The 23375-nt window shown below is 65.0% G+C and carries 22 protein-coding genes; 14 read left to right on the forward strand and 8 right to left on the reverse strand.

Annotation, left to right across the window (positions count from 1 at the left end):
• Positions 1-7: 7 nt before the first annotated feature.
• The 8 genes from dnaK (at position 8) to QX071_RS03675 (ending at position 7263) form a co-directional block, all read left to right on the forward strand.
• Positions 8-1903: a molecular chaperone DnaK gene (gene dnaK, locus QX071_RS03640; protein WP_315702229.1), complete on the forward strand. Its 1896-nt coding sequence runs from the start codon at positions 8-10 to the stop codon at positions 1901-1903.
• A gap of 142 nt (positions 1904-2045) precedes the next feature.
• Positions 2046-3173: a molecular chaperone DnaJ gene (gene dnaJ, locus QX071_RS03645; RefSeq protein ID WP_315702228.1), complete on the forward strand. Its 1128-nt coding sequence runs from the start codon at positions 2046-2048 to the stop codon at positions 3171-3173.
• A gap of 207 nt (positions 3174-3380) precedes the next feature.
• A complete protein-coding gene (locus QX071_RS03650) occupies positions 3381-3983 on the forward strand; it encodes a class I SAM-dependent methyltransferase (protein ID WP_315728089.1) in 603 nt (200 codons plus the stop codon).
• Between the two features lie 126 nt (positions 3984-4109).
• On the forward strand, positions 4110-4688 hold the full coding sequence (locus QX071_RS03655; protein WP_315728327.1) for an NAD(P)H-dependent oxidoreductase: 579 nt from the start codon (positions 4110-4112) through the stop codon (positions 4686-4688).
• Positions 4689-4695: 7 nt separating this feature from the next.
• On the forward strand, positions 4696-5406 hold the full coding sequence (gene pyrF / locus QX071_RS03660) for an orotidine-5'-phosphate decarboxylase (RefSeq protein ID WP_315728087.1): 711 nt from the start codon (positions 4696-4698) through the stop codon (positions 5404-5406).
• 22 nt (positions 5407-5428) lie between these two features.
• Positions 5429-5731, forward strand: a complete 303-nt coding sequence (locus tag QX071_RS03665) for a DUF1330 domain-containing protein (RefSeq protein ID WP_315702225.1) — start codon at positions 5429-5431, stop codon at positions 5729-5731.
• Positions 5732-5799: 68 nt separating this feature from the next.
• The gene (dapB, locus tag QX071_RS03670; protein ID WP_315702224.1) at positions 5800-6618 is read left to right on the forward strand and encodes a 4-hydroxy-tetrahydrodipicolinate reductase; all 819 of its coding nucleotides are present in this window, start codon (positions 5800-5802) and stop codon (positions 6616-6618) included.
• 21 nt (positions 6619-6639) lie between these two features.
• The gene (locus tag QX071_RS03675; protein ID WP_315702223.1) at positions 6640-7263 is read left to right on the forward strand and encodes a 2,3-bisphosphoglycerate-dependent phosphoglycerate mutase; all 624 of its coding nucleotides are present in this window, start codon (positions 6640-6642) and stop codon (positions 7261-7263) included.
• 54 nt (positions 7264-7317) lie between these two features.
• Here the strand turns inward: QX071_RS03675 and QX071_RS03680 are convergent, their stop codons facing one another.
• Complete coding sequence (locus QX071_RS03680) at positions 7318-8217, reverse strand: bifunctional helix-turn-helix domain-containing protein/methylated-DNA--[protein]-cysteine S-methyltransferase (RefSeq protein WP_315766963.1); 900 nt, start codon at positions 8215-8217, stop codon at positions 7318-7320.
• A gap of 57 nt (positions 8218-8274) precedes the next feature.
• On the reverse strand, positions 8275-8808 hold the full coding sequence (locus tag QX071_RS03685) for a DUF2244 domain-containing protein (protein WP_315702221.1): 534 nt from the start codon (positions 8806-8808) through the stop codon (positions 8275-8277).
• A gap of 22 nt (positions 8809-8830) precedes the next feature.
• On the opposite strand from QX071_RS03685, the gene nth reads away from it, so the two are divergent.
• From nth to QX071_RS03705, 4 genes are all read left to right on the forward strand, one after another.
• Positions 8831-9634: an endonuclease III gene (gene nth, locus QX071_RS03690; RefSeq protein ID WP_315702220.1), complete on the forward strand. Its 804-nt coding sequence runs from the start codon at positions 8831-8833 to the stop codon at positions 9632-9634.
• 208 nt (positions 9635-9842) lie between these two features.
• On the forward strand, positions 9843-10895 hold the full coding sequence (locus QX071_RS03695; RefSeq protein ID WP_315702219.1) for a type III polyketide synthase: 1053 nt from the start codon (positions 9843-9845) through the stop codon (positions 10893-10895).
• Positions 10892-11395, forward strand: coding sequence for an isoprenylcysteine carboxyl methyltransferase family protein (locus QX071_RS03700; RefSeq protein ID WP_315702218.1), 504 nt, complete (start codon positions 10892-10894; stop codon positions 11393-11395). Before QX071_RS03695 ends, QX071_RS03700 begins: the two co-directional genes overlap by 4 nt.
• Entirely contained in the window at positions 11392-13014 is a 1623-nt protein-coding gene (locus QX071_RS03705) for a DHA2 family efflux MFS transporter permease subunit (RefSeq protein WP_315702217.1), read from the forward strand. The genes QX071_RS03700 and QX071_RS03705 overlap by 4 nt, the downstream gene beginning before the upstream one ends.
• Here QX071_RS03705 and QX071_RS03710 read toward each other — a convergent pair.
• Together QX071_RS03710 and QX071_RS03715 are read right to left on the reverse strand one after the other, a co-directional pair.
• Positions 12943-13704, reverse strand: a complete 762-nt coding sequence (locus tag QX071_RS03710; RefSeq protein WP_315702216.1) for a sulfate transporter family protein — start codon at positions 13702-13704, stop codon at positions 12943-12945. The two genes, QX071_RS03705 and QX071_RS03710, sit on opposite strands and share 72 nt — an antisense overlap.
• 88 nt (positions 13705-13792) lie before the next feature.
• Positions 13793-16282 carry a heavy metal translocating P-type ATPase gene (locus QX071_RS03715; RefSeq protein WP_315702215.1) on the reverse strand — a complete coding sequence of 830 codons (2490 nt, stop codon included), beginning with the start codon at positions 16280-16282 and terminating at the stop codon, positions 13793-13795.
• Between the two features lie 53 nt (positions 16283-16335).
• On the opposite strand from QX071_RS03715, the gene QX071_RS03720 reads away from it, so the two are divergent.
• Positions 16336-16611 (forward strand): metal-sensitive transcriptional regulator, encoded by a 276-nt coding sequence (locus QX071_RS03720; RefSeq protein ID WP_315702214.1) that lies wholly within the window; start codon positions 16336-16338, stop codon positions 16609-16611.
• A gap of 20 nt (positions 16612-16631) precedes the next feature.
• Here QX071_RS03720 and QX071_RS03725 read toward each other — a convergent pair whose 3' ends face one another.
• Positions 16632-17585 carry a YiiX/YebB-like N1pC/P60 family cysteine hydrolase gene (locus tag QX071_RS03725; protein ID WP_315702213.1) on the reverse strand — a complete coding sequence of 318 codons (954 nt, stop codon included), beginning with the start codon at positions 17583-17585 and terminating at the stop codon, positions 16632-16634.
• A 195-nt stretch (positions 17586-17780) separates the two neighbouring features.
• Between QX071_RS03725 and QX071_RS03730 the strand changes: the two genes are divergently transcribed.
• On the forward strand, positions 17781-19196 hold the full coding sequence (locus QX071_RS03730; RefSeq protein WP_315702212.1) for a flavin monoamine oxidase family protein: 1416 nt from the start codon (positions 17781-17783) through the stop codon (positions 19194-19196).
• Between the two features lie 8 nt (positions 19197-19204).
• Here QX071_RS03730 and QX071_RS03735 read toward each other — a convergent pair whose 3' ends face one another.
• Genes QX071_RS03735 through pheT form a run of 3 tightly spaced genes read right to left on the reverse strand, consistent with a single transcriptional unit; the run spans position 19205 to position 23367 of the window.
• Complete coding sequence (locus tag QX071_RS03735; protein ID WP_315702211.1) at positions 19205-20149, reverse strand: MBL fold metallo-hydrolase; 945 nt, start codon at positions 20147-20149, stop codon at positions 19205-19207.
• Between the two features lie 36 nt (positions 20150-20185).
• Positions 20186-20962 (reverse strand): sulfite exporter TauE/SafE family protein, encoded by a 777-nt coding sequence (locus QX071_RS03740; protein WP_315702210.1) that lies wholly within the window; start codon positions 20960-20962, stop codon positions 20186-20188.
• On the reverse strand, positions 20959-23367 hold the full coding sequence (pheT, locus tag QX071_RS03745; RefSeq protein ID WP_315702209.1) for a phenylalanine--tRNA ligase subunit beta: 2409 nt from the start codon (positions 23365-23367) through the stop codon (positions 20959-20961). The genes QX071_RS03740 and pheT overlap by 4 nt, the downstream gene beginning before the upstream one ends.
• Positions 23368-23375: the final 8 nt, after the last annotated feature.

The raw sequence follows: 23375 nt of genomic DNA on the forward strand, positions 1-23375 counted from the left end.
TGAGACCATGGGAAAGGTCATTGGGATCGATCTTGGCACCACGAATTCGTGCGTGGCCGTGATGGATGGCAAGGCGCCGAAAGTCATCGAGAATGCCGAGGGCATGCGCACGACCCCGTCGATCGTCGCCTTCAGCGATGATGGCGAGCGGCTGGTCGGCCAGCCTGCGAAGCGCCAGGCGGTGACCAATCCCGAGCGCACCTTCTTTGCGGTCAAGCGCCTCATCGGCCGCCGCTATGACGACCCGATGGTCGAGAAGGACAAGAAGCTCGTCCCCTATAAGATCGTCAAGGCCGGCAACGGCGACGCCTGGGTCGAGGCCGACGGCAAGGCCTATTCGCCCTCGCAGATTTCGGCTTTCATTCTGCAGAAGATGAAAGAGACCGCCGAGGCCCATCTCGGCCAGAAGGTCGACCAAGCCGTCATCACCGTTCCCGCTTACTTCAACGACGCCCAGCGCCAAGCCACCAAGGACGCCGGCAAGATCGCCGGCCTCGAAGTGCTGCGCATCATCAACGAGCCGACCGCAGCCGCGCTCGCCTATGGCCTCGACAAATCGAAGTCCGGCACCATCGCGGTGTACGACCTCGGCGGCGGCACCTTCGACGTCTCGATCCTGGAGATCGGCGACGGCGTGTTCGAGGTGAAGTCGACCAATGGCGACACCTTCCTCGGCGGTGAAGATTTCGACATGCGGCTGGTCAACTACCTGGCCGACGAATTCCAGAAGGAGCAGGGCATCAACCTGCGCAACGACAAGCTCGCGCTGCAGCGCCTCAAGGAGGCTGCTGAAAAGGCCAAGATCGAGCTGTCCTCGACCACGCAGACCGAGATCAACCTGCCCTTCATCACGGCCGACCAGTCCGGCCCGAAGCATCTGACGATGAAGTTGACCCGCGCCAAGTTCGAGGCGCTGGTGGCCGACCTCATCGAGAAGACGGTCGAGCCGTGCCGCAAGGCGCTGAAGGATGCCGGCCTCACCGCCGGCGAGATCGGCGAAGTGGTCCTGGTCGGCGGCATGACCCGCATGCCGAAGATCCAGGAGATGGTGAAGCAGTTCTTCGGCAAGGAGCCGCATAAGGGCGTCAACCCGGACGAGGTCGTGGCGATCGGTGCTGCGATCCAGGCCGGCGTGCTGCAGGGTGACGTCAAGGACGTGCTGCTGCTCGACGTGACCCCGCTGTCGCTGGGCATCGAGACCTTGGGTGGCGTGTTCACCCGCATCATCGACCGCAACACCACGATCCCGACCAAGAAGAGCCAGGTGTTCTCGACCGCCGAGGACAATCAGAACGCGGTCACCATCCGGGTCTTCCAGGGCGAGCGCGAAATGGCGGCCGACAACAAGATGCTCGGCCAGTTCGACCTGATGGGTATTCCGCCCGCACCGCGCGGCATGCCGCAGATCGAGGTCACCTTCGACATCGATGCCAACGGCATCGTCAATGTGTCGGCAAAGGACAAGGCCACCGGCAAGGAGCAGCAGATCCGCATCCAGGCTTCGGGCGGTCTGTCGGAAGCCGACATCGACAAGATGGTCAAGGACGCGGAAGCCAATGCCGCGGCCGACAAGAAGCGCCGCGAGGCGGTCGACGCCAAGAACCACGCCGACGCGCTGGTGCACTCCACTGAGAAGGCGCTGGCCGAGCATGGGTCGAAGGTTGCCGACAGCGAGCGTCGCGCCATCGAGGATGCCGTCAGCGATCTGAAGGAAGCGCTGAAGGGCGACGACGCGGAGGCCATCAAGGCCAAGACCAACACGCTGGCGCAGGCTTCGATGAAGCTCGGTGAGGCCATGTATAAGCAGCAGGCCGAGAGCGATGCGGCTCGCGATGCCGCCAAGGATGACGTGGTCGACGCGGAGTTCACCGAGGTCGACGACGACAAGAAGAAATCTGCTTAAGTCCAGGCAGAGGCGATGTCATGACCCCCATGCCAAAGAGCGCACGATGCGTCTCATTGGATGGGGGTCATTTTCATTGAGCCGAAGCCTGCGCGTTTCGCGCCAGCCCTTCGGCCTGACGACGTTCGGGCGGGTTTGATTGATGTCCACCAAGCGCTGCTACTACGAAACTCTGGAAGTTGAACGCGATGCTGACGAGGGCAAGCTCAAGGCTGCCTTCCGCAAGCTCGCCATGAAATGGCATCCGGACAAGAATCCGGGCGACGCGTCCAGCGAAGTGAAGTTCAAGGAAATCAACGAAGCCTACGAGGTGCTGCGCGACGCCGACAAGCGCGCGGCCTACGATCGCTACGGCCACGCTGCATTCGAGCAGGGCGGCATGGGTGGCCCGCACGGTTTCGGTGCCGGTTTCGCCTCGTCATTTTCCGATATTTTCGAGGACCTGTTCGGCATGGCCGGGCAGCGCCGCGGCACCGGGCGCGAGCGCGGCGCCGACCTCCGTTACAATATGGAGATCACGCTCGAGGAGGCCTTCCAGGGCAAGACCGCGCAAATCGAAATTCCCGTGTCGGTCACCTGCGAGTCGTGCTCGGGCACTGGAGCCAAGGCAGGCACCAAGCCCAAGACCTGCGGCATGTGCGGCGGCGCCGGCCGCGTTCGCCAGGCGCAAGGCTTCTTCACCTTGGAGCGGACCTGTCCGGGCTGCCAGGGCCGCGGGCAGATGATCGAGGATCCCTGCCCGTCATGTTCGGGCTCCGGCCGCGTCACGCGCGACCGCACTCTGTCGGTCAATATCCCGCAGGGCGTCGAGGACGGCACGCGAATCAGGCTGGCGGGCGAAGGCGAGGCCGGCGTCCGCGGCGGACCGCCGGGCGACCTCTACATCTTCCTGTCGCTGACACCGCACGAGTTCTTCCAGCGTGACGGCGCCGACCTGCACTGCCGCGTGCCGATCTCCATGGTCACTGCGGCGCTCGGCGGTGAATTCGAGGTGCCGACGATCGACAAGGGCAAGACCAAGGTCAAGATTCCTGCCGGGGCCCAATCGGGTCGTCGCTTCCGCATCGCGGCAAAGGGCATGCCGGTGCTGCGCTCGCGTCAAACCGGCGACATGTACGTCCAGATCGTGGTCGAGACGCCGCAGAATCTCACCAAGAAGCAGCAGGAACTGCTGCTTGAATTCGAGAAACTGTCGTCTGGCGAGACCCACCCGGAGGCTGCCGGCTTCTTCGCCAAAGTGAAGGACTTCTTCGGTACGCGCGCCACTTGAAGCGCGTGCTCATCGGCTCAGTCGTTGCACCGGCAGGTATAGGTGCAGCGCAACCGCTTAGCCGCCTGCAAATAATTTGCAGGGACCCGCGGAGCCGCGCCGCTTGGCCGAGCGTTACGGTTCAGCTTGACCGCCTCGCCTCCGCCCTATACGTCTTTGTGACTCTTTTCTGACATCGCCGTGAAGACGGTCCCGTCTGGTACTGAGATGCCTCTCCCCTCGTCCGTGCGTGCGTCGAAAAAGCCTCTTCGTCTGGACGACGAGGTTCGATTTCTCCGCTCCTGGATCGAAAAACCTCTGCACATGGGTGCAGTCATGCCATCGGGCCGGTTTCTCGCCCGTACGATGGCGCAATACGTTGACCCGCACGCGTCGGGGCCGGTCGTCGAGCTCGGGCCCGGCACGGGCGCGATTACCAATGCGCTGGTCGAGCACGGCATCGATCAAAAGCGCTTGGTGCTGGTCGAGTACAATCCCGGTTTTTGTGCCCTGTTGCGCGACCGCTACCCGCAGGCGCGGGTGGTCCAGGGCGACGCCTACACCTTGCGAGACACGCTCTGGAACGTCCTGGCGGCGCCGGCCTCGGCGATCGTGTCCGGGCTGCCGCTGGTGACCAAGCCGATGCTCACCAGGCTGAAGCTGATCCGCGATGCCTTTGCGGCATTGGCGCCGGGCTCGCCCTTCGTCCAGTTCACCTATTCGGTGGTGCCCCCAATCCCGAAATCATTGCCCGGCGTGACCACGGAAGCCTCGGAACGGATCTGGATGAATCTTCCGCCGGCCCGCGTCTGGGTGTATCGCAAGGGCTGACGGACCTATCCGCCGCTGGTGCCTGGTTCTGACATTCGTATCATTCGCGGCGCGCGGTTAGAGTAAAGCAGCGAATGTCAGACGCGCCACACGAGTCGTGGCGGGTCGCTCATGACCCACCCGAACATGACCGCACTGAAAATCCTCATCATTCCCGGCTCGGTGCGATCAGGCTCGCGCAACGTCAAGCTGGCGGCAGCCGCGGCTGATCGGTTCCACCAGGCCGATGTCGATGTGACCCGCATCTCGCTGGCCGACTATCCGCTGCCGATCTACGACGCGGACCTGCAGGGGATGTCAGGCGTGCCGAGGCATGCGCTGAACCTCAAACGCATGATCGCCGCACATGATGGTGTCCTGTTCGTCACCCCCGAATACAACGCATCGATCCCGCCGCTTCTGAAGAATGCGATCGATTGGGTGAGCCGGATTGCAGAACCGCATGAGCGCGGCAGCGGGGTGTTTCGCACACGACCCTTTGCCATCGCCGCAGCATCCGAAGGCGGGCTTGGGGGCGCTCGTGCGCTGGCCGCCTTGCGGCTGATCCTGACGGCATGTCATGCCAGCGTGATCCCCAACCAGCTTGCGCTATCCTTTGCCGATCAGGCCTATAACGAGACCGACCGCTTGAAGCAGCCTCAAGATGTCGATGCGCTCGATGCGCTGGTCCGGCAACTGATCGCGTTTGCACAACAGATGAAGTGAGATGGGCATGGCACACCAGATTGCACCGCGTGACCGACTGATCGTCGCGCTCGACCTGCCTGGGCTGAGTGAGGCAGAGGCCATGATCGCCCGCCTTGGCGACAGCGTGAGCTTCTACAAGGTCGGTTATCAGCTCGCCTTCGCCGGCGGCCTTTCGCTGGTGCCGAAACTCGCCGCAGGCGGCAAGAAGGTGTTCGTTGACCTGAAGCTGCATGACATCGGCAACACGGTGATGCATGGCGTCGAAAGCATCGCCAGGCTCGGTGCGACCTTCCTGACCGTCCATGCCTATCCGCAGACGATGAAGGCCGCGGTCGAGGGCCGTGGCGGATCAGGCCTGAAGATTCTCGCCGTCACCGTCCTGACCTCCTATGACGAGGCCGATCTCGCTGCGGCTGGCTACCGCGCCGGGGTTTCGGAGCTGGTGGAGATGCGCGCGCAGCAGGCGCAGTCGCTCGGCGTCGATGGCCTGGTCTGCGCGGGGGAAGAGGTGAGCGGCTTGCGTAACATTGTCGGCGATCGGCTCTGTCTGGTTACCCCCGGCATCAGGCCGGCTGGCGCCGCCGTCGGCGATCAGAAGCGCGTCATGACGCCCGCGCGCGCCATCGGAGCCGGCAGCGATTACCTCGTCGTCGGCCGTCCCGTGATCGGCGCGTCCGATCCCAAAGCGGCGGCGGAGGCCATTCACGCCGAGATCGCCGAGGCGCTCGGTCGGTAACGACAAATCAAAGGAGAACGAGATGGCGAAGGCCTATTGGATCGCCCGCATCGATGTGCACAACATGGACGGCTACAAGGAGTACGTCGCCCAGAATGGCGCCGTGTTCCACAAATACGGAGCCAAGTTCCTGGTCCGTGGCGGCAAGTATGAAACCAAGGAAGGCACCTCGCGTTCGCGCAATGTGGTGATCGAGTTCAAGGACTACGACACCGCGCTGGCCTGCTACAATTCGCCCGAATATCAGCGTCTGGTTGCGATCCGCGCCCCGCATTCCGAGGGCGATCTCGTGATCATCGAGGGCTATGACGGGCCGCAGCCCTGACCTCGCACCCGGTCGGGTTGCCGCCGCCGCCTGCCACGGGGTATAGCCTTCAGCAGTGAGGAAATGACATGTCCAAGATGCGGTTGATTGTTGCTGGTGCCGGCGGTCGGATGGGCCGCGCGCTGGTGCGTGCGATTGCTGAAACCGACGGCGCGGTGTTGACCGGCGCGCTGGAGGCGCCCGGTTCCGAGCTGATCGGCAAAGACGCCGGCATGCTCGCCGGCCTGCCCGCCAACGGCATCAAGCTGTCCGCCGATCTGTGGGCGCTGTCGGGCGAGGCCGATGGCATCCTCGACTTCACCGTGCCGGCGGCGACCATCGCCAACGTCGCCATCGCGGCCGAGCGCGGCATCGTCCATGTCATCGGCACCACCGGCCTGTCGGCCTCCGACGACGCCGTGATCAAGAGCGTCACCAAGCGCGCCGTGGTCGTGCAGTCCGGCAATATGAGCCTCGGGGTCAATCTGCTCGCCGCGCTGGTCAAGCGCGTCGCGCAGTCGCTCGACGACAGCTTCGACATCGAAATCCTGGAGATGCACCACAAGGCCAAGGTCGATGCGCCTTCGGGCACTGCCTTGATGCTCGGCCGGGCCGCGGCCGCTGGCCGCGGCATCGACCTGGACCAGCATTCAGCACGGGGACGCGACGGCTTCACCGGGGCACGGCGCACCGGCGACATCGGCTTTGCGTCCTTGCGCGGCGGCACCGCCGCCGGCGATCACAGCGTGATCTTCGCAGGCGCCTCGGAGCGGCTGGTGCTGGCGCATCACGCTGAGGATCGGATGATCTTCGCCCACGGCGCGCTGAAGGCGGCGCTCTGGGCCCATGGCAAGCCGCCCGGCCACTACTCGATGGACGACGTGCTCGGCCTCAAGAATCTGTTCTAATCAATATAAGTGGATCGAAGAATGAGCGAACGTCTCCTGGTGCTGGTGCGCCACGGCCAGAGCGAGTGGAATCTGAAGAACCTGTTCACCGGCTGGAAAGATCCGGATCTGACCGAGCAGGGCGTGTCGGAAGCCAAAGAGGCTGGACGCAAGCTCAAGGCTCACGGCCTGACGTTCGACGTCGCCTTCACCTCGGTCCTCCAGCGCGCTCAGCATACGCTCGATCTCATTCTTGCAGAGCTCGGCCAGACCGGGCTCAAGACACAGAAGGACCTCGCGCTGAACGAGCGCGACTATGGCGATCTCTCCGGGCTCAACAAGGACGATGCGCGCAAGAAATGGGGCGAGGAGCAGGTGCACGTCTGGCGCCGCTCCTATGATGTGCCGCCGCCCGGCGGTGAGAGCCTGAAGGACACGCTGGCGCGCGCCCTGCCTTACTATGTGCAGGAGATCCTGCCGGGGGTGCTGCGCGGCGAGCGCACGCTGGTGGCGGCCCACGGCAATTCGCTGCGCGCGCTGATCATGGTGCTGGAGAAACTGTCGCCCGAGGGCATCTTGAAGCGCGAACTCGCGACCGGCGTGCCGATCATTTACCGGCTGAACGCGGACTCGACGGTCGCCTCCAAGCTCGATCTGGCGTCATAGGCGACCGGTTCGATGAGCGCGGCGGCGCGCGGAATTTGCGCGCCGCAGGGAGAATTAGTTGACGCCAACCTGCCCGGCTTCCCAGCCCAGCATCGCCTTCTTTCGTGTGAGACCCCAGTGATAGCCGGTCAGCGCGCCGCTCTTGCCGAGCGCGCGATGGCAGGGGACCACGAAGGAGATCGGGTTCTTGCCGACTGCCGCGCCCACCGCCCGTGACGCCTTCGGCGCCTGCAGCCTGTTGGCGATGTCGGAATAACAAACCGCGCGGCCCATCGGGATCTTCAAGAGCGTCTCCCAGACCCGCACCTCGAAGTCGGTGCCGATCAGGACGACGCGCAGCGGCTGATCCTGCCGCCACAGGCTGGTATCGAAGATTCGCTGCGCCAATGTCGCCGTGCCCGCCGGGTCCTCGACATAACTGGCGCGTGGCCAGCGGCTCTTCATGTCAGCCAGTGCCGAGGCCTCTTCGCCTGGATCGGCAAAGGCGAGCCCGGAAAGACCACGGCCGGTGGCCATCACCAGCGCCGTGCCGAACGGCGAGGGATGAAAGCCGTAACGCATGGCCATGCCGGAGCCACCGCTCTTCCATTCCCCCGGCGACATCGCCTCATGCGTGACGAACAGGTCGTGCAGTCGCCTCGGCCCTGACAGCCCGGAGTCGAGTGCGGCATCCAGCACGCTGGCCGAGCCCTTGAGCAGGCCCTTGGCATGATCGAGCGTCAAAGCCTGCATGAAGGCTTTCGGGGTCAGGCCGGCCCAGCGGCGGAACAAATGGTGCAATTCGTCCGGGGTGACGCCGGCAGCGTCGGCCATGTCCTCGATGGTTGGCTGCCGCCGCCAATGTTCCGAGATGAACGCGATCGCGCGGCGCACGGAGTCATAATCGCGCAGCGCGGCGGGCTGCTGTGGCCCCGGCTTGGCCAGGGCTTGGTCGTGGATCGCAAGGGTCATCATGGCGCTCAATCTAAGGCGGCCAGGGGTCCCGCTCCACCCGATTTCCGATCTTCCCGTTCAGATCGGGTTGTAGACCGGACCCCGCCGTGCCGCCTGCAGGGCGGCGGTCAACGCCTTGGCGAAGCTTGCCTTTTCGTTGGGACCCAAAAAGCTTCCGATCGCGACCCGTTGCCCCCTGGAGACCAGATAGAGGTACTCGACCCCGAACTCCTCATGGACGATCTGGTCGAGCTTGACCCAGAGCGGATTGAACGTCCATTCCATGACGTGGCCGCGATGGCTGACCCGCCGCAGCCGCAGCTCGGAGGGGGTGACCGAGACCTCCTCATAGGCGCGGGCGCGGCGGAAGTTGACCTTGAAGGCCCAATAAATCGCGAGCGCGTCGAGGCCGAAAAAGCCGAGGATGGGCCAGGCTCCCGTCAGCCAGGAGGCGACGCCGCCGACGAAGCTGACGCCGCTGACCACCACCATCAGCACGACGAAGCCGGTTCGGTTGAGCGAGCGGTGCGGGGTCAGCAGCGCCGAGAACAGCTCAGTCTCGGCGGGATCCGGTACCTGCTCCTGGTGCGCAAAGGCATTGCCTGCAGTCATGGCGGATCAGTATACCCAGAACATGGCCAAAATCACCCGTCCCCAACGCGCCAACGCAGTGCCGGTTCGTTCCGCACCCAAGAAGGCCCTCAAAACCGCCGTGAAGGGCACAAAGGCAAAAAAGCCAGCGAAGTTGCCGAAGACGGCGCCGGCTTCCAGGCCCGCGAAAAAGTCCCTGAGAGCGCCGAAACCCTGGACCCCGGCGGAGGTGCGCGAGGCCTTCAGCCGCTTCGCCAACGCAAATCCGGCGCCAAAGGGCGAACTCGAGCACCTCAATCCCTTCACCTTGCTGGTTGCGGTCGTGCTGTCGGCGCAGGCGACGGACGCCGGCGTCAACAAGGCGACGCGGCCGCTCTTTGCCGTGGCCGACACGCCGCAGAAGATGGTCGCGCTCGGTGAAGAGCGGTTGCGCGACTACATCAAAACGGTCGGGCTCTATCGGACCAAGGCCAAGAACGTCATCGCACTATCCGAGAAGTTGATCAGAGATTTCGGCAGCGAGGTGCCGCGCACGCGCGCGGAGATCGAGTCGCTGCCCGGCGCCGGGCGCAAGACGGCCAACGTCGTGCTCAACATGGCGTTCGGCGAGCGGACGATGGCGGTCGATACGCATGTGTTTCGGGTCGCCAACCGCACCGGGCTCGCGCCGGGCAAGACGCCGCTCGAGGTCGAGCTCGGCCTGGAAAAAGCGATCCCGGCCGAGTTCATGCTCCATGCCCATCACTGGCTGATCCTGCACGGCCGCTACACGTGTCTCGCCCGCAAGCCGCGTTGTGAGGTCTGCCTCATCAACGATCTGTGCCGCTGGCCGGAGAAGACCGTTTGAACACGACGGCGCGATCGGAGCGCCACCACAGCCTATGAAATGGTGACTTCAAATCGGCGGCATCGGGCGCTGTCTCACCACGGGCGGGCCACATCGGTGCCCCCATTTGAAATTGAAATGCACTCGCCGATGGACGCGAGTGGCATGTGACATGATCGGCGCCGCCACTCGTTGAGGTTGATCGGAGTTGGAGGAAGGACCCCGTCGCATGAACAACACCGCCGCACTCGTATCACTTGCGACCGCGGTCCCGCCGCATCGATTCCAGCAGCAACAGGTGATGGAAGCCGCGCGCGACGTGCTCGCGCCGCGCTTTCCGCAATTCGATACGCTTGCCAGCCTGTTCTCCAACACCGGAATCCGCCATCGCTTCGGCGTCAAGCCGATCGAATGGTACATGGAGCGGCGTGGTTGGCCGGAGCGGACGCAAGCCTATCTGGAGGGCGCGGAAGCGTTGTTCGTCGACGTCGCGAACAAGGCGCTGATGCAAGCCGATCTTGCGGCGTCCGAGATCGACACGGTCGTGACCGTCAGCTCGACCGGCATCGCCACGCCGACGCTGGAAGCGCGCGTGGCGCGGCAAATGGGCTTCCGCCCCGATATCTCGCGCGTTCCCGTCTTCGGGCTCGGTTGCGCCGGAGGCGTATCCGGTCTGTCGATCGCCTCACGGCTCGCCCAGGCGCGGCCCGGCACCAACGTGCTGCTCGTGACGTTCGAGCTCTGCACGCTTGCGGTCCGCCATGACGAATTGACCAAGGCCAATATCGTCGCGCTCAGCCTGTTCGGTGACGGTGCCGCTGCGGCGGTACTGCGCGCCGGCGACGGCGGCGCCACGCGAGTGGAGGCGACCGGCGAGAAGTTGTGGCCGGATACGCTCGACATCATGGGCTGGAGCGTCGACCCCGAAGGGTTCGGCGTGATCTTCCAGCGCACGATTCCGGATTTCGTGACCGAGAACATGGGTCCGGCCGTCACCGAGATCCTCGAAGGAATGCAGCTTGCGCCTCACGATGTCGATCGCTTCGTCTGCCATCCCGGCGGCTCGAAGGTGATCACCGCGTTGGAACGGGCGCTGTCGCTGGATCAGGGCACGCTGGATCACGAGCGGGACATCATCGCCGACTACGGCAACATGTCGGCCCCCACCGTGCTGTTCGTGCTGGAGCGTGCCCGTAACAGCGGACTGCCGCGACGCTCGCTGCTGACGGCGCTTGGCCCCGGCTTCACCGCCAGTTGCGTCTCGTTACGGCACGCCGCATGACGATCGCCTCCTTCATCCTTGCGCTCGTCACCATGCAGCGGCTCGGCGAGCTCGTGCTGGCCCGCCACAATACGAGCCGTCTGCGTGCACGCGGTGCGATCGAGGTCGGCGCCGGCCACTATCCGTTGCTGGTCTCGATGCACGGAGCCTGGCTGATCTCGTTATGGGTCCTGGGCCATGACCAGCCGGTGGATCCGTTCCTGCTGCTGGCCTTCATCATGCTTCAGGCCATGCGCTGGTGGGTGCTCTCGACCCTGGGTCCGCGCTGGACCACGCGGATCATCGTGCTGCCCGGTGCGCCGCTCGTCACCGGTGGGCCGTACCGATATATGTCGCATCCCAACTACGCCGTCGTCACCGCCGAGATCGCAGTGCTGCCGCTTGCCCTACATCTGCCGTGGCTCGCGCTGATATTCACGCTCTTGAACGCGGCCATGCTGGCGGTTCGGATCCGAGCCGAGCAGCAGGCGCTTGGGGAGATCGGGGGGCGGGTCGCATGAGCAGCCAGTCCGCGTCGCAGCCGACACCGGCCGTTGCCACATGGCTCGGTTTCCTGCTGATGTGCCTGGGCATGTTCATGGCGATCCTGGACATCCAGGTGGTCGCGACCTCGCTGCCGACCATCCAGGATGCGCTCGGCATCTCGCCGGAGGCGATGAGCTGGATCCAGACCGCCTATCTGATCGCGGAAGTGATCGCGATCCCGCTCACGGGCCTGCTGACGCGCGTGTTCAGCCTCCGCTGGCTGTTCGTCGGTGCAGTCGGCCTGTTCACGCTGGCCTCGTTCGGTTGCGCGCTCAGCGCCAGTTTCGGCATGCTGCTGAGCTTCCGCGTGCTGCAGGGCTTCTCCGGTGGCCTCCTGATCCCGGCGGTGTTCTCTGCCGTGTTTCTGCTGTTTCCATTGCGCCTGCATGCGGTCGCCACCACGATCGCCGGCGTCGTCGCGGTCTTGGCGCCGACCATCGGCCCGGTGGTCGGCGGTTACATCACCGATACCTGGTCGTGGCCGTGGCTGTTCCTGATCAATGTCGCGCCAGGCATTGTCGCGGCATCGGCCACGCCGCGCCTGTTGCCGCGCCAACCGACCGATTTTGCCGAATTGTCCAAGCTCGACCTGCCCGCCTTGGCGTTGCTGGCGCTGTCGCTGACGAGCCTCGAGATCGGATTGAAGCAGGCGCCCGAGCGCGGCTGGCTGTCGCCGAACTGCCTCGCATTGCTGGTGCTGAGCGGCTCGAGCCTGGTCCTGCTGGTTCAGCGCACGCTGCTGTCGGAACATCCCATCGTAAGGTTCGGGAGTCTGCGGCGGCGCGGCTTTGCGGCCGGGTGCGGCTTGAGCTTTTGCCTGGGCGTCGGGCTGTTCGGATCGGTCTATCTGATGCCGGTGTTCCTCGCCTTCGTGCGTCACCACTCCGCCTTCGAGATCGGCACGATCATGCTGGTGACCGGCGTCGCGCAGCTGCTCGCTGCACCATGTGTGACCCTGCTGGAGAGCCGGGTCGATGCGAGAGTCCTGTCGGCATTCGGCTTCACGCTGTTTGCGGCCGGACTCGCCATGAGTGCGTTTCAGCCGCGTACGGCGGATTACGCCGAGATGTTCGGACCGCAGGTGATCCGCGGCATCGGGATCATGTTCTGCCTGCTGCCGCCGACGCGGATTGCGCTTGGTGACCTGCCGCAAGCGGAGGTCGCCGATGCGAGCGCGCTGTTCAACCTGATGCGAAATCTGGGCGGCGCCATCGGCATCGCGCTGATCGACACGATCATCTATGGCCGCGTCAGCATTCATGCGACCGATCTTCGCGATCGTTTGATCGCCGGCGATGTTACGGCGGCCAAGGCGATCGGATTGCCACCGGAGCTCCTGCTCCACCGCCCTCCGGGACCGCCCGATGCGGCCACCATCGCTTATGTCCGGCCGCTGGTGGAGAAAGCCTCGCTGGCGCTGTGCGTCAACGAGGCCTGGGCCCTGCTCGCGGGCGTATCGCTATTCGCTCTGCTGATCCTGCTATTTGCGCGCGAGCGCGAAGTTGCCGGCGAGGCGCCGGTATCAATCGCGCTGGAATCCCGTCACGCTGCGGCGTCGCGACGGCTCGATCAGCTCGGGTCGCGACCCAGATAGCCGCTTGTGCATGTGGACCATGAAGGCCATGCCGAACAGCGGCGTGGCGAGATTGACGATCGGGATCGAGACGAAGGCGGCAATGATCAGGCCGGCGGTGAACACCGTCGCCGCGTTGTCGCGCCGCATCGCCTTGGCCTCTGCAGGCGGCCGAAATCGCATTGCCGCCAGCTCGAAATATTCGCGGCCGAGCAGCCAGGCGGCGGCAATGAAGAAGATGACGAAGCCCGCGCCCGCCAGGAACACGAAAGGCAGTGCGATCAGATAAACCAGGATGGTGAGGCTTGCGGCCTTCAGCCCCTCTTGGATTGCGAGACCGAACGGCAGCGCGACGCCGGGGCGTTCCGCGGGATAATATTCGCGCTCGACATGCTCGGCCACCTCATCGACGAACAGGCTTGCCACCAGCGAGGTGATCGCCGGCATCAACATGATGCCGCCGAACACGACGCCGAATCCGGCCGCGATCGAAATGATCCAGGCCAGCGCGTCGAGCGAGGTATGCGAATGGGGGCCCAGCATGCCTTCCGCCCAGCCTTCGCCAGCGGTGGCCAGCCAGCTCAGGAGCCGTTGCAGGCCGATCGCCAGCACGGTCACGAGGACAAGCGCAAGCCCGACCGATCGCCACAGGATCGAGCGCATCGGCGGCGACAGCATCTGCGAAAACGCCTTGATGGCAGCATCGATCATGGCGGTTCAACCCCTTCGAAATCCAGCGGAAGAGGTAACGATGCCGGCCTGTTTCGACAAGGCCGGTATCGGTGTCGCCAGCTCCAACTTAGAGCTTCACGCTGCGCAGCCGCAGCGCATTGCCGACCACGCTGACCGAAGACAGCGACATCGCTGCGGCGGCAATGATCGGCGAGAGCAGGATGCCGAAGGCTGGATAGAGAATTCCCGCCGCGATCGGGATGCCGGCTGCGTTGTAGATGAAGGCGAAGAACAGGTTCTGGCGGATGTTGCGCATCGTCGCCGCTGAGAGCTTGCGCGCCCGCGCGATGCCCCCGAGATCGCCTTTCAGCAGCGTGACCCCTGCGCTCTCCATCGCGACATCGGTCCCGGTGCCCATGGCGATGCCGACATCGGCCGCGGCCAGCGCCGGCGCATCGTTGACGCCATCGCCGGCCATGCCCACGATCTTGCCGGCTGCGCGCAGCCGCGCGACCACGGCGCTCTTCTGATTCGGCAGCACCTCCGCTTCCACCTCGGTGATCCCGATCCTGCGCGCGACGGCGGTGGCGGTCGTCCTGTTGTCGCCGGTCAGCATGATCACCTTGATGCCGTCGGCGGCGAGCGCTTTCAGCGCATCCGGCGTCGACGCCTTGATCGGATCTGCAATGGCGAACAGTGCTGCCGGCTTTCCGTCGATCGCCATGACGATGACCGTGGCCCCTTCGCTTCGCAACCGCTTGCTCTCGACGCCGAGCGCATCGCTGACGATCCCAAGCGAGGCGAGATAGGTGGCGTTGCCGAGTACGATCGATTTGCCGTCGACCGAGCCCTGTGCGCCTTTGCCGGTCGGCGCGTCGAAGCCGCTGACCTCGCCGAGCGGCAGGTTGCGCCCCTTTGCATGTCGTACGATCGCATCCGCGAGCGGATGTTCGCTGGCGCGCTCGACGCTGGCGGCGAGCCGCAGCACCTCGCTCTCGTCGAAGCCGGATGCGGTCACGATCGCCGTCACCTTCGGCTTGCCTTCGGTCAAGGTGCCGGTCTTGTCGACCACGAGCGTATTGACCTTCTCCATCCGCTCCAGCGCCTCGGCATTCTTGATCAGAATTCCGGCCTGCGCGCCGCGCCCGACGCCGACCATGATCGACATCGGCGTCGCAAGCCCAAGCGCGCAGGGGCAGGCGATGATCAGCACGCTGACGGCTGCCACGAGGCCGTAAGTGAACCGCGGCTCCGGCCCAAATGCGTACCAGGCGGCGAAGGCGATGATCGCGGCCGCGATCACCATCGGCACGAACCAGCTGGCCACCTGATCGGCGAGCCGCTGGATCGGCGCGCGCGAGCGCTGCGCCTCGGCGACCATCTGGACGATCTGCGACAGCAGCGTGTCCCGGCCAACCTTGTCGGCGCGCATCACGAAGCCGCCGGACTGGTTCATGGTGCCGGCGATGACGTGGGCGCCCTCCTCCTTGGTCACCGGCATCGATTCGCCGGTCACGAGCGATTCGTCGAGCGTCGAGCGGCCGTCGAGAATGGTGCCGTCGACCGGCACCTTCTCGCCCGGGCGTACGCGCAAGCGATCGCCGACCTGCAATTGGTCGATCTCGATCTCGTGGTCCTGACCGTCCTCGCTTACGCGCCGCGCCGTCTTCGGCGCGAGCTGCAGCAGGGCCTTGATCGCGCCCGAGGTGGCTTCGCGCGCGCGCAGTTCCAACACCTGTCCGACGAGCACGAGGACGATGATGACCGCGGCCGCCTCGAAATAGGTCGCAACCGCGCCGCCGTGATCGCGGAACGTCGCCGGGAAGGCTTGCGGCGCCATCGTTGCAATCGCGCTGTAGACATAGGCGACCCCGGTCCCCATCGCGATCAGCGTGAACATGTTGAGGTTGCGCGTCTGCAGCGATTGCCAGCCGCGCACGAAGAACGGCCACCCGGCCCACAACACCACGGGGGTTGCGAAAGCGAACTGGATCCAGTTCGACCAGAGCGGGTCGACCAGGCCGTGGCCGCCGCCGAGCAGATGCCCGCCCATTTCCAGAATGACAACGGGCACGGTCAGCAAGGCGCCGATCCAGAGCCGTCGGGTCATGTCGACGAGCTCGGGATTCGGCGCGCTGTCGAGGCTGACGATCTCCGGCTCCAGCGCCATGCCGCAGATCGGGCAGCTTCCCGGGCCGACCTGCCTGACCTCAGGGTGCATCGGGCAGGTGTAGATGGTGCCGGCCGGCATCTCCGGCGGAGGCTCTTTCTTCTCGAGGTATTTGGCGGGGTCGGCGGCGAATTTGGCGCGACAGCCGGCGGAACAGAAAAGGAAGGTCTGGCCGCGATGGTCGAAGCGGTGTTTTGACGTCGCAGGGTCGACGGTCATCCCGCAGACCGGATCCAGCGCTTTTGCGTTGGTGTCGGAATGATCATGCCCATGACCGCCACAGCAACCCGCACTGGCAGCCGCCGTTTCAGTCACGGCATGATTGCTGCAGCAGCTCTTGGCGACCGCCTCGGTTTGTACGGTTTCCGGCGCTGGCGCCTTCGATCCGCAGCCGCAGGTCCCGGAAGCGGCAATGGCTCCTGAATGCGTGTGTTCGCTTTCCGACATCGGTGTCCAACTCCGGGCTTGTAACCACTACCCCGTAGGGGTATATAGGCCGAATGCGGAAGGACATCAAGATATCCTGTCAGAAGCGGTTGAGCCGGATCGAAGGGCAGGTCCGCGGCCTGTCCAAAATGGTCGAGGACGATCGCTACTGCATCGACATCGTCACCCAGATCTCGGCGGTCCGGGCTGCCCTGCGCCGCGTCGAGGAAGAGATCTTGCGTGATCACGTCGCTCATTGCGTCGAGCACGCGATCGCCTCGGGCGACAAGACCGATCAGCGGCAGAAGATCGCGGAACTGATGGATGTCATCAGCCGCTCCGATCGGTAGCGGTGAGGCCACGCCTGAGGCTAGACGACCGCTTTGTGCCGTCCGGTATCGTCGCGGGAATTTGCCCTACGAGCAGGCCATGCACGGTCACGCTCGACCGCCTTCGCGGCCAGGTTTATTTGCTCAGGCGTAGCCGGCGCTTCCGGGTCAAGCGCTTCAGGAACCAGCGACGGCGTTTCGACCATTTCTGGAAACACACCGAATTCGCCCGCTACCTCCGCGAGCGGCTTCTGCTTGTCCGCCCAGTGCAGGGCCGTGTAGTCGAATCCGTTGATGATGGTCGGCTTGACGATCTCGAAATAGGGCGAGATGTCGAAGTCGCGCGGCATATAGAGCGAGGAATCGCGGATGTGCAGGATCTCGCGCTTGGCGCGCCTGGATCCCGCGCGGGTGATCTTCGGCAGGATCGGATAGCGCACGGCATCGAAGGCCTGCGCAATCAGCGCCGAGCAGATCATTTTTGTTGGATCGCCGGAGCCGAGCGCGATCATGCGCCGACGCCAGCGTTGCGGCACCGGCAGCGGAACCAGATAGCGCATCAGGTCGATGATGTTCTTCGTGTCGTAGCCGAAGCCGATGCGATTGATGGCGTAGCGGCACACCGTGTGCCGGTCTTCGAATGTCAGGCCGACCGGCCGGCAGATGCGCGTGTGGTAGGTGACGTATTTCGACAAGGGCGCCGAAATGACGCCTTCATCGACATAGGCCTCGACCAGCACATGCGGTTCGCCATCGGGTTCCGCCGCACCATCGATCGGTCCGACATAAAGCGCCGCATGCGACCAGGTCGACTGCGTCAGATATTTGATGATGCCGGAGATGCGGCTGTTGCCCTCGACGAGCAGCACATCGCCGGGTTGGACGTCCTTGCGCAGATTGTCCGGATCGCTCGGCGTGAACGGCTCGTAGCCCGGCACCTCCTTCTGCAGGTACGCGGCAATCAGCTTGCCGATCTGATCGAGCACGACGCCCATGACGGTCAATCCCCCCGGAGGGCCTCGGTCGGCCGCTTTTCCCTGTGTGTATCATGGTCGACTGCGGTTGCCATTTGGTTCATGTTCAGTGTGACATCAATCATGGTTGATTCACTATGATGGTTGCCGCACCGCGCCTGATGCGGCAGAGTTCTCGCTACAATCCTGTTTTTCCAATCTTTCGGAAACCATGACATGACTTTCACGCGCCGCGGCTTTCTCTCCGCATCCGCGGCGCTCGCGGCGACGCCATGGCTCGACCGCGGCGCTGTCGCCGCGACGCCGCCGCGCGATGCCGATATCGTCGTGATCGGTGCAGGTGCGGCCGGCATCGCTGCGGCGCGGCGGGTGCTGGCGGCCAATCGCAGGGTGCTCGTGCTTGAAGCCGCGAACCAGATCGGTGGGCGCTGCAGTACCGATACCAGGATCTTCGGCGTACCTTTCGATCACGGTGCGCGTTGGCTCTACAATCCTGACGGCAATCCGCTGGCGAAGCTCGGGCGTGCGGCCGGGCTCGACGTGATGGCTGCTCCTGTCGGGCACAAGATCCGCGTGGGCCGCCGCAACGCGCGGGCCGGTGAAACCGAGCAGTTCCTGGCCGCGCTGGTTCGCGCCAAGCACGCGATCGACGAGGCCGGCCGCAGCAAGCTCGATACCTCCTGTGCTACTGCCTTGCCGAAGGATCTCGGTGATTGGACCGCGACGGCGGAGTTCGTCCTTGGACCTGCTACAGCGGCCAAGGACTTGAACGAGCTCTCGGCCATGGACAAGGCGCGGGCGCAGGACCGCAGCGCGGCGCTTGCGTGTCGCCAGGGGCTCGGCACGCTGATCACCAAACTTGGCGAGCAGCTGCCGTTGGCTCTATCGACTCCCGCCACGCGCATCGTATGGACCAATCGCGAGGTCTGGGTGGAGACGCCGTCGGGTCGCGTCACCGCGCGTGCCATCATCCTGACGGTCTCGACCAATGTGCTCACCTCTGGCGCGATCAAGTTCACGCCCGAACTGCCGAAGCGGCAGCTCGATGCCGCCGCCAAGCTCAGTCTCGGCAGTTACGATCGCATCGCGCTGCAGCTTGCGGGCAACCCCCTCGGTCTGTCGCGCGACGATCTCATGATCGAACAGAGCAGCTCGAAGCGAACCGGCCTTTTGTTCGCCAATATCGGTGGCTCGTCGCTCTGCACGATCGATGTCGCCGGATCCTTTGGCCGCGAGCTGTCGGCACAAGGCGCAGCGGCGATGGTCGCCTTTGGCAAGGAGTGGCTGGCGAAGCTGTTCGGCAGCGACGCCGCTGCTGCGGTGCAGGCCTCCGCCGTCACGCGCTGGAATGCCGCGCCAACCATCCTCGGCGCGATGTCGGCGGCTGCACCCGGGGGACAGGGCTCGCGCAAGATCCTGAGCGAGCCGCTGGGTCCGTTGTTTCTGGCCGGTGAAGCTACGCATGAAACGATGTGGGGCACGGTCGATGGCGCCTGGGAGTCCGGCGCGCGTGCCGCCGAAGCCGCTCTGCGCAGGATTGGTGCGCTTAGGGATTCCGAGCCGGCCGAAGCGCCGGAACCAAAGCGGTCACGTCGTCGCGGCTCGATCCGCTCCGCATCGCCACGCAACTAACCGCCCGCTCACACCGGCAGCTTGAGCTCCATGAGGTCCTTGGCCACGATAATACGGCCGGAGAAGCTTGCCTTCACATCGCGCGTCCAATCGTCATCGGTGATGTCGGGGTCATCGCCCGGCACGAGGTGACTCAGCACGAGCGTCTTTACACCGGCTGCGGCGGCGATGCGTCCGACATCGGCGGTGGACGTGTGACTGTCCATCAGATGCTTCTTCAACGTGGCCCCGTTCTTGGTCTTCAGCACCAGACGGTCGACTGCCGGTACGTAGAGACATTCATGGACCAGCACATCGGCGCCCTTGGCGAACTCGGCCAGCTTGGGATTGTAGGCAGTGTCCGAGGAGAACACGATCACCCCATCCGGCGTCTCGAACTTGTAGGCAAAATTGTCCGTAATCGGCGGATGCGGCGTACGAAACGCGGTCACGGTCACATCGTCCGTCTTCAGCACCATGCCGTCGTCGGTGATGTCCTTGGCGATCAGGAGCGGACGCGGATCGGGGCGGCCTTCGTCATCGATCCGGGTCTCGACGTCGAACTTGTTCAGCTCCCAAAAGTTGCGCGTCATCGCTTCAAGTCCCTTCGGCCCGAAGGAGCGGATCGGAGCGGATAGCCCGGCCGCCCACGCATTGTAGAACAAGTTGCCATATTCCAGGTTGTGATCGGAATGGTGATGGCTGATGAGGATATATTTCACCGAAGGAAGCGGGACGCCCGCGGCCACGAGCTGACGGCTGACGCCCATCCCGCAATCGATCACGAACGGCGTGTTGTTGACGACGACGAGATTGGCGGGGTTGGAGGCGCCGATGCCGACGCGCGGTCCGCCTTTGGTGCCGAGGAAGACGATGCGCGTGCGCGGCTTTGTGGTTTGCGCAAGCACCGAAGGCGCCGCCAGCGTACCGGCTGCGCCGAGCGCAAGGGTCAGCACGCCACGCCGATCGATCATGATCTCCTCCTCGATTTTGTTATGTCGAGGAGAACACTAGCGACGGCCCAGCACCCCGTCGAGAGCCGGCAATCCAAAGACGACCGCCAGCGCGATCAGCGCATAGCAGATGGCGCGAAATGCGCGCTCGCTGGCACGCCCGAACAACGAGGCGCCGAAGAACACGCCGAGCGCATAGATCGGTCCGACCAGGAGCGACAGCTTCAGCGAATCCCAGGTGATCAGCCCGCTCACCGCATAGCTCGCCATCGAGAACAAATCGGAGGCGCCGAAAAACAGCAGGATGTTCGCGCGTGCAGTTTTCGACGCGATCGGCCGCCCGAGCCAGTAGCCGACGATCGGCGGCCCACCGGTCTGCGCGAGCCCGCTGCAGAAGCCGGACACGCTCCCCACCGCGACGGCCAGGGCCGGATGGTCCTTGCCGCGATAGCGCCAGCCCGACAGCAGCAGCGCGAGCAGCGCTACGACGAAGCCGGATATGATCCAGCGCGTCGTGACCGGATCGAGCCGGGTCAGGAAATAGGTGCCGACGGGCACGCCGACCAGGGCGCCCGCGACCATGACGGCCGTCGCCCTGCGGTCGGCATCTTTCCAGGCGTTGGGAACGAGCGGCGCGGCGGATACGAAGTCGATGACGAGCAGCAGCGCGGCAACGAGCTGCGGCCCCGCGACGCTGCTCGCGAGCGGCATGAAGATCAGCGCCGCGCCGAAGCCGGAGAAGCCGCGCGCCGTCGCGGCGATAAGGGCGATGACGCAGAGCGCCAGCGCGGCCGAGGCGCTGACATCGTCAGGGATGAGCCCTGAAAGGCTCATCCGCGCAAGACGCCGCCGGTCTTCTTCGCAACCTCGGCCGTGATCTTGGCGGCCACGGCATCGATCTCCTCGTCCGTCATGGTCTTCTCGCGCGGCTGCATCGTCACAGCGATCGCGATCGACTTCTTGCCGTCCTCGATGCCCTTGCCTTCGTAGACGTCGAACACCGTCACATTCGTGATCAGCTTCTTGTCGACGCCCTGCGCGGCGCGCACGATGTCACCGCCTTTGACGGCGCGATCGACGATGAACGCGAAATCGCGCGACACCGGCTGGAAGGCCGAGAGCTCGAGCACCGGCTTGGCGCGGGTCGGCCTCTGCTTGGCTGCCGGAATACGATCCAGAATGACCTCGAAGCCGACCAGTGGACCATCGGCCTTGAGCGTCTCGAGCGTACGCGGGTGGATCTCGCCGAAGGTGCCGAGCACGTTCTGCGGCCCCATCTGGATGGTGCCGGAACGTCCGGGATGCAGCCAGCTCGGGCCGCCGGGCACGATCTGCAACGCCGCCATCGGCGCGCCGGCGGCGGCTAGCACCGCGAGCGCGTCAGCCTTGGCGTCGAAGGCGCTTGCGGTCTGTGATCCGCTCCAATGCCGTCCAAGCCCTGCGGAGGAGGCGACGCCGCGACGGACGCCGCTCGCCGCCACGAACTGATCCTCGGGCCGATCACCCTTGAAGATCTGTCCGACCTCGAAGATCGCGCTATCGCCGATGCCGCGATCCGCATTGGCCTGCGCGGTCGCGATCAGGCCGGGCATGAGGCTCGGGCGCATGTCGGAGAGATCGGCGGCAATCGGATTGGCGACCGCAAGCTCCGCCTTGCCGCCGCCGAACAGTTCGGCCGCCGGCTTGGAGATGAACGACCAGGTGACGGCCTCGACCATCCCTCTCGTAGCCAGCGCTCGTTTGGCGCGGCGGGTCCGAATCTGGATCGGCGTCAGCACCGGTTTGCGCGGCGCGTCGCCGCGCTCGAACGGCGTCTCCGGGACCTTGTCGACGCCGACCATGCGCACGACCTCTTCGACGATGTCGGCCTTGCCGTGCACGTCACTGCGCCAGGAGGGCACCGCGATCTTCACCACCGGACCCGATCCCGCCAGCATGAAGCCGAGATGGCCGAGGATGCGGCGCATCTCCGTCAGCGGCACGTCGATGCCGGCCAGCCGCTTCACCTCGGTGAGCGGGAAATCGATCACGCGCTCGTCGCCGAAAGGATTGCCGACGACGACGTTGTCCGACGGCGTGCCGCCGCAGAGCTCAAGGACGAGCTTCGTCGCCAATTCCAGCCCCGGCACCATGAAGGCGGGATCGACGCCGCGTTCGAAGCGATAGCGTGCATCCGAATTGATGCCGAGCTTGCGGCCGGTCTGGGCGATGTTGATCTCGTTCCAGAGCGCCGATTCGATCAGCACGTCGGTGGTGGTCTCGTCACAGCCGGAGGCTTCGCCACCCATGATGCCGGCCAGCGACTCGACGCCCGTGTCGTCGGCGATCACGCACATGCCGCTGTCGAGCGTGTAGGTGCGGCCGTCGAGCGCCAAGAGCGTCTCGCCGTCGCGCGCGCGGCGCACGACCAGATTGCCTGTCACCTTCTTGGCGTCGAACACATGCAGCGGACGCGCGCGATCGAAGGTCATGAAATTGGTGATGTCGACCAGCGCGTTGATCGGTCGCAGCCCGATCGAGGTCAGGCGCTGCTGCAGCCATTTCGGCGAGGCGCCGTTCTTGACGCCACGCACCAGCCGCAGTGCGAAGCCGGGGCACAATTTCTCGTCCTCGACCGTGACCTTCACCGGGCAGGGGAATTCGCCCTTGATCGGCTTGATCGCGGGCTCCTTCAGCTTGCCCATGTCGGCCGCGGCGAGGTCGCGCGCGATGCCATGCACGCCGGTGCAGTCCTGCCGGTTCGGCGTCAAATTGATCTCGAACATGGGATCGCCGAGCCCGGCCCACTCGGCGTAGGGCTTGCCGATCGGAGCGTCCGCCGGCAGCTCCATGATGCCGTCGTGGTTCTCCGAGATTTCGAGCTCGGCCTCGGAGCACAGCATGCCGCGGCTCTCGACGCCTCTGATGGTGCCGACCGAGAGCGTGATCTTCTTGGCGGGGATATAAGTGCCGGGCGGCGAGAACACCGAGACGAGGCCCGCGCGCGCGTTGGGCGCGCCGCACACGACCTGCACCGGCGCTGCGCCGTTACCGGTATCGACCATGCAGACACGCAAGCGATCCGCGTTCGGATGCTGCTCGGCGGAGATGACACGGGCGATCGTGAACGGCGCGAGCAGCTTCGCCTTGTCCTCGAGATGCTCGACCTCGAGACCGATCATGGTGAGCTTGTCGGCGAGCTTCTCGACCGGCTCATCGGTGTCGAGATGGTCCTTCAGCCAGGACAGCGTGAATTTCATGGCTCTTT

The organism is Bradyrhizobium sp. SZCCHNS1022 (genome assembly GCF_032484835.1).
In the GTDB taxonomy this organism is placed as follows: domain Bacteria; phylum Pseudomonadota; class Alphaproteobacteria; order Rhizobiales; family Xanthobacteraceae; genus Bradyrhizobium.